Genomic DNA, 13,548 nt, shown 5'->3' with positions numbered 1-13,548 from the left:
AGTCAGCGAACCGTGCTTTCTTCGTACGTTGGCCCATAAAGACCTGGTACCTTATTGTCCGTAGCCCGTAGGTAAACAATCATTTCGCCTCGGTGATGATACACATGATTGAAGAGAAAGCTGCGGACGACAACTTTCCGGGGTAATGGGCCGAGCACGGTTCGGTCGCCGACTTTCATCGTCCATAAATCTTGTAAACTTTCCTCTGTTGTTGCATGTAGTGCGGTTCGGGCTTTTTCGACGTTTTTTTCGAAAAGGTCAAGTGTTGCGTTGATGTCCCCTGGTTCTCCACGCTCAAGGCGATCGGCTGCCAAATCGTACACATTTTGGTTGAGGACGCCCACGTACCAATAGTATATGGTGGCAATATGCTGCGCAAGCTCGCCCATTGTCCAGGAAATCGGCGAGGGTTTATACGCGATATCTTTTCCGGGGATAGCCTGCAGAAGTTTTCTGGTGCTGTTTGCTTCTTGGTCAAACTCGGCGATTAACGATTGTAATATCATAGCATGTTGTTTTTATACAAATATAGTAACGTTGCGCAACTATGGTAGGGGCCGCCTGTTAACAATTCTTAACATTTGACCCCGTAACAAATCAGATTCTCAGCCGTTATATAAACAGGTTCAGGTTAGTAAAATTTGTCTTTTCATAATTTTTAGGTTTATAATTGGTTAATTAGTGAAGCCCCGATTCTCCCCGTTTCGGGGCTTTCACGTCAGTGGATGCAGGCGAAGCGAATTGCTGTTATCAATTCTCAAATTTGCCGTAGATCTTACATATCCGAAACAGCACAGCTTGGATATCACGGCTTTGTAGAAAAATGCTGGTTTGGAGCAACGCTTGTTTACTGCCAATGTTTTTGCGCCGGATGATATCCAACTCATTTCCGAAATTGGTATTGATGAATGTCCTGATTTCATTGCGGTTTTGGCGGAGCGAGGGGATATCAGGCCCGTCTTCCTCGTTAAGCTCGTTTATTGCAAGCCTGAAAAACCTATCCATTTTGGCTCCCAGGTTCTCTAATGTGGTGATAAAACCGTTTGCAAGGGGTTCATGCAGGTTTTCGATGTATTGGAGGCTTTCGGTACTCAGGAATTTTGCCGATTGGAGCATATCTTGTATCAGGTCGGCGCCGTGAACGATGACTTCAGCAGAGCGTCGGTCGGCGGCGCCAAGCTGCCGGATGGCCCTGAGACTGTTCCGTTTCAACTTGTATGTGTAGTTAATTAATTCTGAAAGTTCCTTGTCCGCCTTCCTTATTGCAACCGCATCGCTGCTTCGTATACCATTCAAGATCGTGCTGTAATGGCCCGATACTTCAACGACCATGGTTACCAGCATATTCTTGCTGCGCATATAGACATCCAGATCCGGCTCTTCCAACAGGCTCAATCTGCTTTTTTCTTTTTTCGATTGGCGCTCCTTGTGGGCAAACTTGATATTGGAAATAACGATATAAATGACAACGATACCCAACAAAATACCTGTTGCTAACATTCCTTGGTAAATCACGAACGCAAAGAAAGCAGCTACGGAAAAAGCAAATAGCGCAGTGATAAACCACCCGCCTATTACACTGAGTACACCGGTGACCCGGTATACGGCCGATTCACGGCCCCATGCCCGATCTGCCAGCGATGTGCCCATCGCCACCATGAACGTCACGTAGGTTGTCGACAGCGGGAGCTTCAAGGATGTTGCCCATGCGATTAGTATACTTGCCAATACCAGGTTGGTTCCTGCTCTTATCAGGTCAAAAGCAGGCGCGTCCTGGTCCACCCGAGTGGCCTTGCTCAGCTTATCCCGTTCAAAACTCAGGTTATATCGCCTTTTCACATTGCGCGGGATCACCGTATCAAAAAGATTGCCCAGTAACATGGCGGTTTTGACCACGCGCCTGGATACATTGTTGGGTTTGAAGCGGTCATCACTTCCATCTTCATCCTGTTTGCCCAGACTGATTTCTGTTTCGGTTACCTTTTTCGCTTTCGCGCTTAGCCAAATGGTCAACGCCATGACGAGTCCGGCAATCCCCAGCATATAAGCCGGAACGATGACATCGCTCGTCGCAAGGTAGTCCTGATATAACGCATCCGCGGCGACTCCGCTTTCTGCCCAGTTTTGGTATGCCATCAATCCGGCAATCGGAACGCCGATGAAATTGACCAAGTCGTTGCCGGCGAATGCCATTGCAAGGGAGAAAGTACCGGCTATTACCACAATCTTGATGGGATTAACCTGAAATTGACGCTGGAGCCAAAAGCAAATTGCTGTTGTGACAACAAGGATAAGCAGCATAAAAACAGCGATGTTGTCATTCAACGCTTGTACCCATTCCGTCTGTGCCAATGTCGTGCCCTTGAGCCCTTTAATCAACAGGAAGTAAATGATCACGGTAATGCCCATGCCGGAAAAGGGCGCTCCCAGGTTATTCAGCCTTTTCTCGTATTGAAATGTAAACGCTGATCGGATGAAATACTGTACGGCCACACCTGCGGTGAAGGCGATTAAGATCGAAAGGAAAATACCTGAGATGATGGAGAATGTGCTCTCCATATTGATATATTTCATCACTTCGCCAATGGGCTCGCCTTTTTCGGCAGCAAAGAGGAAGCCCACCATTGCCGCAGCTCCCAACAATTCGAAGACAATGGAAACGGTCGTCGATGTGGGCAGTCCAAGTGCATTGAAGATATCAAACAGCACGATGTCAGCCAGCATGACTGCCAAAAATATCCACATCACCTTGTCGAATGTGAAATGCTGGGGCTGGAAAATTCCTTTGCGTGCAATCTCCATCATCCCACTGGAGAAAAAGCACCCCGCTAATATCCCCGCAGATGCGATGAGGAGGATGTTTCGATAGGTCGTGACCTTACTACCGATTGCCGAATTCAAAAAATTCACGGCGTCGTTGCTCACTCCTACTACAATATCGGCAATGGCCAAGACGAGTAAAACGGCAACGATAAGCAACATATAGTCCATAATTACCTCAACTGTAAATGACGCAAAAGTGTGAACACCATGTTATTGGTCGGTTATCAATATGTTAAGATGTTAATAAACGTTGCCGCACATCTATTCGTGTACGCATTTATCCGGAATAGCCGCAAGCGGTGTCCAGTCGGCCGCATTGATATGTTCAAGAATAATACGGTTCCGGGTCAAATATACAAATTATTACGGCCCTTACTCGGTAACTTCAATTTTATAGGAATAGCTCGGCGAAGCTTATCGGATTCGTTACCCAATTGATGATTTATTAATCTCACGGGAAGTTTCGCTTAACATGGGGCGGATAGCTTTGCCGCCAATCAAATTAGTGGCACACCATGCGTAATAAGTTTATCAAACTTCTGTTCCTTTCATTATCGGTTTCCGTTTCGTTATCGGTGAAAGCGGGTAATTTCCTCATCATCTCACCGAAACCGGCGATCCGGTACCACCAGACGACTATTTCCGGCAGGGTCACCGACGCGGATAACATTCCGATTGCGGGAGCCACCGTTACCAATAAGAGCAATCAATCGGCTACGCAGACCAACGCCGATGGAACCTTCGCCATCAGGGGAGGCATCGGAGACCTGCTGACTGTCCGGTACTTGGGGTATACCGAAATCGAGGTGGCGATTAGCTCCCTGTCTGACAACCGCATCGTCCTGGCAAGCGCCGAAAACATGATGGAAGAGGTGATGGTGTCCATCGGCTATCAACAGGTCCGCAAATCAGATGTCACCGGCGCGATAGCTAATGTAAAGGCGGAAGAGCTGAACCTCACTTCTCCGAAACTCTCCCAAGCCTTGGTGGGAAAGTTGGCCGGGGTACAGGTGTCGCAGACAAGCGGGGCGCCCTATGACGGCACGAAGATCCGCGTCCGCGGCATGGGGTCAATCAATGCCAGCTCAGAGCCTCTCTACGTCATCGACGGCTATCCGGCAGGCAATAATCTTAATATCAACCCCAATGATATCGAGTCCATCGATGTGTTGAAAGACGCGGCATCGGCGGCCATTTATGGCTCACGCGCAGCAGGGGGTGTAGTGCTCATTACCACCAAGCGGGGGAAAGAAGGGCGCAGCACGGTAGACTATGAAGTGTTGGGCGGCTTCGGGCAGCTGTCCAAGAAAGTAGACCTGCTCAATGCGGCGGAGTTCATTGATCTCATTATCGACGGCAGAAACAACAGCTACAAAGACTTGGTTATTAACCGGGGGCTGGCATGGACGGACGACATGCGCAGGGACGATAACGCTACCCGTGTCGGTCGTGTTGGCAATGCTGGTTCAGTAAGCATTCCGGAAGAGTACTATGATTTCAGTACCGGGCTTGCCAGGCCATCCCGCTATGACACCGATTGGCAGGATGCACTATACCGCAATGCACCGTTCCAACGGCATAACCTGTCTATTTACGGTGGTAATGAAAAAAGCCGTTACTTCTTGAGTGGGTCTTACCAGAATCAAGACGGAATAATGTTGGGCACGGATCAGGAGGTATACAATTTCCGGGTGAATGTAGATTCAAAAGTGAGCGAGCGCTTTACCGTCGGTGCTAATGTTTCCTTTACCTATAACGATAACAATGAAGTCACAACCGGACGGTACGATCGAAGCCCATCGATGGCTGCATTGATTTATCTCCCCACCCTGCCAGTTTACAACGAGGACGGTACGTATGCCCAATACCGCATGGGCGAGCTATCGGCCAATAATTATGGCATCCAGAATCCTGAGAACCCGCTGGCGTACGTCACCCAGATCAAAAATAATCGGCGTGGCAAGCGGGGGTTATATAACGCGTTCGCAGATCTTAAAATCATCGACGGCCTAAACGTGAAGGTAAACGGTGGCATATCCACATACGATGAGAAATATGACTATTACAGGCCTACAAGCATTTCAGACGGAAACAACCCGCCCTTCTCGGATAATGCCAAGCGGGCTGCCTATGCCGATGCCAATACGCGGGGTGAAGTAGATAAGCTGATTGAGACAACATTAAATTACAACAAGACGATTAACGAAACGCACCAAATAAACGCATTGCTTGGATACTCTGCCCAGCGGACAGACATCGACTATGTGGCTGTCCGAGCCAATGGATTCCAGAGCGACGCGATTGGGGAGATTACCGACAAAGGTGCAGACCCATCAAACTTCCAATTGCGCGACGCATTCAAACGGACGACCACGCTGCAATCCTATTTTAGCCGGGTGATGTATTCCTATGATTCGCGTTACTTCATCTCCGCATCATTCCGGACGGACGGATCCTCCCGTTTTGGCCCGGAAAGCAAATGGGGTACATTCCCTTCTGTATCGGCGGGATGGACGCTCTCCAACGAAGAGTTTTACCACGATTGGCTAGGCGAGCGCTCATCGGTAAAACTGCGCGCCAGCTGGGGACTTAGTGGCAACAATAACATCGGTGACTACCGCGCCATCACGGTGTACAACGCACCTGGCGGCGTCATCATTGGCGACAATGTAGCTACAGCGTATTGGCCGGGGGATCTGTACGACCCCAATCTAGGCTGGGAGTCTACCTCACAATACAACGCTGGGTTGGATCTGGGCTTGTTCCGTGGTCGGTTAAACATTTTTACGAATCTCTACCTAAGCCGTTCATTTAATTTATTGTTTAATCAACCCATCACCGCCGTGTCGGGAGCCACCACCATCCTGACGAATTTGCCGGACAGTAAAGTGGAAAACAAGGGCTTTGACGTGCAGGTGGATGCTGCGGTTGTGCAGAAGAGCCATTTTGAACTCGGCTTCAGCGGAAATATCATGGTAAACCGCAATAAAGTTCTCGATCTGGGCGGCGCTTCAACCATTATCACCAATGGGGCTGAGCGCTCCTACCTGACCCATATCACGCAGGAAGGAAGTCCCATCGGTATGTTTTACGGCTTTAAGGTACTGGGGATCGCCACGGAGGACAACTATCAGCAAGTAGCACCTTCAGCGGCGTCTACCAACCCGCTTCAGCCCGGGGATCTGTACTTTGAAGATGTAGATGGCAATGGTATTGTCAATGACGATGATAAGCGAATCATCGGCAATCCGCATCCCAAATTTACCTATGGCTTTGCGCTGAATGCCCGGTATAAAAACATTGATGTACGTGCTTCGTTCAATGGCTCGCATGGCAACCAAATGCTGGACGGTTACGACTACTACCTCTATAATATGGAAGGCTCCGGCAATCAATACGCCGATGTAGCCCAGCGGTGGCGGTCACCGGCTGATCCGGGCAACGGTCAAGTTTATCGCGCTTCCCGGGGTGGCACGCAGAGCAACAGTACCCGCTTGTCTACATTTTATTTGCAAGATGCCTCTTACTTCCGGATGACCAATATTATACTGGGTTACACCCTGCCGCAGGAAGCCGCCGGTAAGCTGCTGCTGGGTGGCCTGCGTATCTATGCTAGCGTGGACAATCCGTTCACCATTTCCAAATACAAGGGGTACAACCCGGAGTCTGACTATGACCAGCGCGGCAATCTGACACCGGGCGTGGATTATGGGTTATATCCGTTGGTGCGGTCGTTTAATTTAGGTTTGAAAGTGACGTTCTAATTTTGATCAATCATGAAAAAGAGATATTTATTGCCGTTTGTTCTTTTGGCTTTAGCCGCTTGCGACAAGGAGTTTTTGAATCAACAGGACCCCAATGCGGTATCCGTAGATGCTTATTTCAAGACCGAGAATGACGTACAGCTAGCAGTAAATGGTGTTTACCAAGCGCTGCGCGCTGGCAACACATTGGGAGAGACCAGTACACTGTATAGTGAAGAACGGTCGGACAATACCGGAAGGGACGACAACCAGTCCAATGCAGGTGAGCCTTTCCAGTTCAATGACTTTTCCTTGCTGGCCGGAAATACTTATCTACGCACGCATTGGTCATCCATGTATGATGGCATTGCAAGGTGCAATACGCTGCTGTCTCGTATTGACCAAGTAGTCTTCAGCAGCGAAGCGTTGAAACAGCGCTATATTGCCGAGACCAAATTCGTCCGGGCACTGCTATATTTCCACATGGTGCGGAAGTTCGGCGATATTCCGCTGTCCATCCATGAAATTCGGACTAAGGAAGAGGCAAACGAAATTGCTTTCAGGGAAAAGGAAGCTGTGGTTTACCAGCAGATTGTGGCCGACCTATCTGACGCGTTGGCAAGCGATTTGCCCAATACTCATTGGGAGTATGCAGTGGGCCGCACCTCGAAAGCCGCCATCCATGCCCTGCTCGGGCAAGTTTACTTGACCATGGGCGCTACGCTGGCCGATAACAAAGCCGATAACTTTCTGCAGGCCGAGCAGCACTTGACGGCAGCTTATGGTATGCGTACGTTTAATAAACTCACGGAGATCCCTTACGCAGACGTATTTGATGTCACGAAGAAAAATACCTGCCAAGAGCTTATTTTCCAGATCCAATACTTGCAGGGCGACCAGAATTACAGCTCCAGCATCGCGAGAAATAACCAAGCGCGCGGCGAAACCATCAATTCGCAGTTCAACTCCACCGGGATCGGTGGTAACGTTAAGCTGGATTTGGTAAACGATTATGAACCCAATGACATTCGGAAGGAGTTTTCTGTCAGGTTTGCGGCCCATCCCCAAGTAAACGACTGGTTTATTACAAAGTTCAGGGACAACAGTGATGCAGCCGGGACGGCAGGGTGGGGAGGAAACGACTGGATTCTCATCCGTCATGCAGACGTGATGCTGCTCCTGGCCGAAACAAAGATGCACCTAAACAAAACCGAAGAAGCCATCGCATTGCTGGATGAGGTGCGTGAGCGTGCCGGCTTGCCGGCTTATGCCATTGCGCGTGAGGATGCCACCTACAACGCAAAATACCCTACGCTAAAGGATGCCATCCTGCATGAGCGCCGTGTTGAGCTCGCTTTCGAAAACCACCGTTGGTTTGACTTGATTCGTAATTACAACGCGGAGGAATTGGTCGATTATTTCCGAACTAAAAGCCAAGCCGATTACGGCAATGCACAGCTGTCGAATATCTCAACAAAAGATCGGTATTATCCGATTCCATTTGATGAATATAAACTGGATCCCGAGCGGATGTACCAAAATCGGGGATATTAAAAAGTTGCTGAACTTTATGAGAACATGCATGAGTTGTTTTATGCTGATTCTGGCACTGGCGATGGGGGGTTCCCAAGAGGCCCAGTGCCAGGATTACACCAGCTATCGCAGCCCTCAGGACTGGGTCATTGCAAAAAATTACCTCGCCACCTTTCTCTTATACCAAGACAGCGCGCTGACCGAACGAATTTTGGCAGCACCGGAATTTCAGCAGATACTGTCCTCATGGCACGATCGGTACTTAAGCAGCTTGGCCTGCCAGGATGTGCCGTGCTTCCTTGACGCATTCAAATGGCGTGATGACGAAATCGATGCCCTGGTAGCCTTGTTTGCCAGGCACTCAATGGAAGACGATGCATTGAAAGAAAAGTTTGATAGCCGATTGCTTCCCTCGCAAGCATACGGTCTTTCCGAGCACACGACCGCCATGCGCTACATCGAAAAAGCATTGCGACAGGATTTAAACGCCATGAATTACACCATCGACGTATATGCAGGAGGTAAGCGGCCAAATTACCCACTCATCGATTCGATTGCTTTTGATATTACCAAAAAGTCGTTTTTAGCCCTGTTGCTGGATGTCAGGCAGGATGTACTCAAGGATATCCGGCAGCCCCATCACGTTTTTTATGAGACGCTGCTGACCGCGGTACGCTTGTTGGAAGTCAATGAACGGTGGGATGCGGCGCAATTGGAGCCCCTGATAGCACTGGAAAATAAAAAGGCGTTCGAAGCCATCAAGACAACAAACTTTGACAACTATCCTTACCCACTGCTGCTCACATTGGGCGCAGGGCCAGCAGTCTACCATCAGCCCATCAGTCCGGGGGGCATGCTTCGTGCCCGGATGGCCGCGCGTAGTTATTTCGAAGGGTTGGCTCCCTTTATTGTGGTTTCGGGCGGGCGTGTGCACCCCTATAAAACACCTTATATCGAAGCCGTCGAAATGAAGAAATACCTCATGGAGACGTTGAGTGTTCCCGAGGAAGCCATTCTGATTGAACCCCATGCGCGGCATACCACGACCAACCTTCGTAATACTGCCCGGATTATGCTTACTTACGGATTTCCGGCCGATCGGTTTGCTATTGTCACCAGCAGTGTGCCACATATTGATGCCGTTGAAAAGATGGAAGACCGTTGTATCAACGAACTTGGATATGTACCCTACGAATTGGGCAGGCGGGTCAGCGACGTGATCATCGAATTTAAACCCCGGCTGGAAGCTCTTACCATCGACCCGGACGAACCGTTGGACCCTTAATTGCCGATAACTTAACGTGACAGATTTGTTGCTGCCTGCGGACCTGAGGGCAGATGACATGGTTATACGCCGGACGCATGCCGTGGAAACAAATCGCTTTGTCACGGCCAAGGTACCGGGCATACCGCAAGACGGATATGGCGTTGTCAACGTCATTATCGGCTATCGCACTTCACCAGCTTCCAATCAGCGATTGCATCGTTGGGCATCCCGCCAGCGTTTAATACCAGTTAAATAATGGAGCGATATGGCTGATGAAATATTGTGCGTTATACCTATACTTGCATCATGGAACAAAAGCAGCCCTTTCAGCCGATCGGCGAAATAAATAACATCTTTGTCGACCATGCGCGGGCGATGATGTGGATCGCCTCGCCCGATAAACGGCGTTATGTCTTCAGTTCCGGTTGGTTGCGTTTTACCGGCCGAACATTGGAGCAAGAACGGAACGGTGGCTGGACGGAGGGTATCCACGCGGATGACCAGCGCCGTTGTTCCACAGCCTATGCGGTCGCTTTTGATGCTCGCGAAGCCTTTAGGTTGACATACCGGCTGCGAAGGCATGATGGAGCATATCGCTGGGTTGTAGATGCGGGTACACCCCACTACCTCGCTGACGGCACGTTTGCCGGCTATGTCGGGGCATGCATGGATATCGAGGAGCTCACAGGGCCCGGGGGCGGGGGAGAGGGAGTGGGCGGCGCGCACCGCGCTACTTATCCGTCAAACGACGAACCGGACGCAATCGAAGAGAAGGCCGCTGCCGTTGCTGACGAATTGCAAACAACTACCGACGGGCTCGCGGAGCGCGCATATCGGACGCGCAGTATCATTGCCAACGCTCCCTTCCCGATCGCGGTTTACACCGGCCGTGAAATGCGCATCGTAGAAGCCAATCAAGCGATTATAGACGTTTGGGGAAAGGGGAGTGACGTGATCGGAAAACGGTATGCGGAGGTGTTGCCTGAATTGGCCGACCAGCAGATTTATGAACAACTTGATGCGGTGTATACCACCGGCGTACCGTTTAATGCCCGGAACCAGCGGGTGGATCTAGTCATCCTTGGCGAGCGGAAGACGTTTTACTTCAACTACAGCTTCACACCGTTGAAGGACCGTGCCGGAAACATATATGGGGTCATGAACACCGCGGCAGACGTGACGGATGCGGTGCTGGCCAAGCAGCGCATTGAGCAAAGCGAAAAAATGCTCTATAATGCGATTCTTCAGGCACCGGTAGCCATGTGCTTTATGACCGGACCGGAACATGTCATTGAGGTGGCCAATACCTTGATGATAGCGCTATGGGGAAGGCCGCGGAAAACCGTGATGCACAGACCAATCGCCGAGGCGCTACCCGAAATTATGGGGCAGGGGCTCGAACAATGGATCGATCACGCTTACCGTACGGGCGAAACTTACCAAGCTTACGAGCAACCTATCATGCTACTGCGCGATGGACAAATCGATACCGTCTATCAGAACCTTGTTTATCAGGCGTATCGCGATGGCGACGGTGCGATCACCGGCGTGATAGCTATTGCCACTGATGTATCTGCGCAGGTAAAAGCAAAGTTTGAAGCAGAACGGGCTTACGAGCAGTTCCGGCTGGCCAAAGAAGCAGCGCAGCTCGGCATGTTTGATCTGGATGTTAAAAGTGGCAAGCTGGAATGGGATGAGCGGTGCAGGGCACTGTTCGGTGTTGATCATGAGGACCAGGTGACTTACGAAAAGGATTTTCTGGATGGCTTATACCCGCATGACCGCGAACACGTGCAGATGGCAGTCAGTGATGCACTTGACAAGACCAAAACCGGCGGACGCTATGATATCGAATACCGCACCGGCGGCCACGCAAACAAGCCGTTGCGCTGGATACGGGCAAAAGGTAAGGTTTATTTTGACGATCACGACAACCCACTGCGGTTTATCGGCTGTGTGCAGGATGTTACGGAACAAAAGGTAAACGAGATAGCGCTCCAGGAGAGTGTCGAGCGGAAAGCACGGCTGGCCGCAATCGTGGAAACATCGGACGATGCGATTGTCAGTAAAACGCTTCAGGGCATGATTACCAGCTGGAATAAAGCGGCTCAGCGGATGTTCGGCTATACCCCGGAGGAGGCGATTGGCCAGCATATTTCATTGATCATCCCGCGCGCTCGCCTGCCTGAGGAGGATTATATTATCGGTGAAATCCGTGCGGGCAATAGGGTAGATCACTTCAATACCATCCGGGTGACCAAGGACGGGCGCGAGATTCCGCTGTCAATCACCGTATCGCCGCTGGTCGACGATGATGGCCATATCATCGGCGCATCCAAAATCGCGCGTGACATCAGCGCAGAAACAGCAGCGCAGGAGTCTACCCGCCGCTATACCGAGCGGCTGGAAATCATCAATTCGATGGTCAATAGTCTCTCCGAAGATCTCGATTTGCATAAAACACTGCAAAAGCTTACCGATAGCACAACGGCATTGACGGGGGCGAAGTTCGGTGCGTTCTTCTATAACGAGACCGACCGCGACGGACAGTCGCACGTGTTGTATACCCTTTCCGGCGCAACACCTGAAGCCTTTAAAGATATCGGTATGCCGCGCGACACAGCGATGTTGCATCCCACGTTCTCCGGTCAGGGCGCCGTCCGCGTGGACGATATCACGAAAGACCCCCGTTATGGCAGGAATCAGCCGCATTATGGCATGCCAGCAGGCCATCTGCCGGTAACAAGTTACCTCGCTGTACCGGTATCGTCGCGTTCCGGACGGGTACTGGGCGGGCTGTTTCTCGGCCATCCCGAGCCGGGCAAGTTTACCGCAGACCATGAAAGCTTGGTAGTCTCGATTGCTGCCCAAGCCGCCATTGCATTGGACAATGCCAAGCTATATGAAGAAGTTAAGGCGTTGAATGACAAAAAAAATGAGTTCATTGGTTTGGCAAGCCATGAGTTGAAAACACCGTTGACCAGTGTCAATGCTTATTTGCAGATATTGGAAAGACTGCCTCTCGACGATCAAAGCAAGCAGTTTATTCAAAAGGCGTTGCGTCAGATGAAAAAGCTGATAACGCTCGTCAACGATCTATTGGATATATCCAAAATCGAAGCAGGGAAACTTGAGCTGAAAATGGCTACGTTCGACCTGAAGAAACTTATGGAAGAGACCATCGAGCTCATCGCGCATACCAATGAAAAATACCGCATTGTGTTTGATACCACGGTTGATTCGTGTATAATATACAGCGACTACCTGCGTGTCGAGCAGGTGGTTACCAACTTGCTCACCAATGCCATTAAGTATTCGCCTGATGCGGACGAGGTGAGAGTTAGTCTCAATTGCACGGAAGACGAGATAAAGGTGGGCGTCCAGGATTTCGGGCGCGGCATACCTGCGGCCAAACTTCAGCACATATTTTCAAGGTTTTACCGGGTTGACGATATCACCCAGCATACCACATCAGGTTTAGGTATCGGTTTATATCTATGCGATGAGATCGTCAGCAGGCTCAATGGCAGGCTATGGGCTGAAAGCGAAGTTGGGTATGGAAGCACGTTTTGGTTTACACTGCCTACAGGTACACAGCAATAATATCAGGCATCTGGTGGGACGGCGCACTACCCGCGGGGGAGTGGCTGCCTAATACGAATCAATTACGAAGCAGGCACAATATCGCTGGTCATGCTACGTTTATTAAAATGGTTTAGGTTGATAAGAAAGGTCCGGCAATCCCAAAGCGCCGGGCCTTTCGCATTTTCAAAACAACTTCCTTTTTTATTCTCTTTCCTTTATTTACACGTGAAATTATACTTGCAAACAAGTATTCTTTATTATCTCGCTATTAGATAACCTACCCCAAGAGACTTGTGTGAGGTTTCAGCCCACAGCACGCGAACGGACAGGACTATCCATATAGACATCGAATAACCGTAAAAGCGTAATAATTTATGTCACACCATTCTGTTAATTCACTATGGATGAAGTTAGTGTTAGAAAAATATAAATTTATCAAAACCAAAAGGTAATCCCCTTGTTGGTTATTACAAAGCTCTTATCGTAAGGGGTGGTTTAACAACCTGAGAAAAACCCATCGAACCTGATCCGGATAATGCCGGCGAAGGGATACGAAAGAGTGGAAAAGAGGCTTTGGATTAAGATTCAAAGCCTCTT

General features: G+C 49.9%; 7 protein-coding genes and 1 riboswitch. Of the genes, 5 read left to right on the top strand and 2 right to left on the bottom strand.

The genetic code is table 11. The features are described 5' to 3' along the window. Positions 1–2 precede the first annotated feature (2 nt). Both JHJ32_RS15455 and JHJ32_RS15450 read right to left on the bottom strand, forming a co-directional pair. Positions 3–506: a DinB family protein gene (locus JHJ32_RS15455; RefSeq protein WP_079718698.1), complete on the bottom strand. Its 504-nt coding sequence runs from the start codon at positions 504–506 to the stop codon at positions 3–5. Between the two features lie 244 nt (positions 507–750). Next, positions 751–2,991 (bottom strand): inorganic phosphate transporter, encoded by a 2,241-nt coding sequence (locus JHJ32_RS15450; protein ID WP_200121559.1) that lies wholly within the window; start codon positions 2,989–2,991, stop codon positions 751–753. A gap of 347 nt (positions 2,992–3,338) precedes the next feature. Between JHJ32_RS15450 and JHJ32_RS15445 the strand changes: the two genes are divergently transcribed. From JHJ32_RS15445 to JHJ32_RS15425, 5 genes are read left to right on the top strand one after another with little or no spacing between them, the layout of a single operon-like run. Beyond that, complete coding sequence (locus JHJ32_RS15445; protein ID WP_200121558.1) at positions 3,339–6,587, top strand: TonB-dependent receptor; 3,249 nt, start codon at positions 3,339–3,341, stop codon at positions 6,585–6,587. A gap of 12 nt (positions 6,588–6,599) precedes the next feature. Continuing rightward, complete coding sequence (locus JHJ32_RS15440) at positions 6,600–8,120, top strand: RagB/SusD family nutrient uptake outer membrane protein (protein WP_200121557.1); 1,521 nt, start codon at positions 6,600–6,602, stop codon at positions 8,118–8,120. A gap of 16 nt (positions 8,121–8,136) precedes the next feature. Beyond that, positions 8,137–9,384 (top strand): YdcF family protein, encoded by a 1,248-nt coding sequence (locus JHJ32_RS15435; RefSeq protein ID WP_200121556.1) that lies wholly within the window; start codon positions 8,137–8,139, stop codon positions 9,382–9,384. 16 nt (positions 9,385–9,400) lie between these two features. Further along, positions 9,401–9,622: a hypothetical protein gene (locus JHJ32_RS15430; protein ID WP_200121555.1), complete on the top strand. Its 222-nt coding sequence runs from the start codon at positions 9,401–9,403 to the stop codon at positions 9,620–9,622. A gap of 50 nt (positions 9,623–9,672) precedes the next feature. Then, positions 9,673–12,969, top strand: a complete 3,297-nt coding sequence (locus JHJ32_RS15425; RefSeq protein WP_200121554.1) for a PAS domain S-box protein — start codon at positions 9,673–9,675, stop codon at positions 12,967–12,969. 458 nt (positions 12,970–13,427) lie between these two features. Then, positions 13,428–13,518: riboswitch (TPP riboswitch) on the top strand. The last annotated feature ends 30 nt before the right edge of the window (positions 13,519–13,548 follow it).

The sequence above is a fragment of the Parapedobacter sp. ISTM3 genome (assembly GCF_016533505.1).
Lineage (GTDB): Bacteria > Bacteroidota > Bacteroidia > Sphingobacteriales > Sphingobacteriaceae > Parapedobacter > Parapedobacter luteus.
Note: the sequence above shows the minus strand (reverse complement) of the source record. Positions and strands in the feature narration are given on the sequence as shown.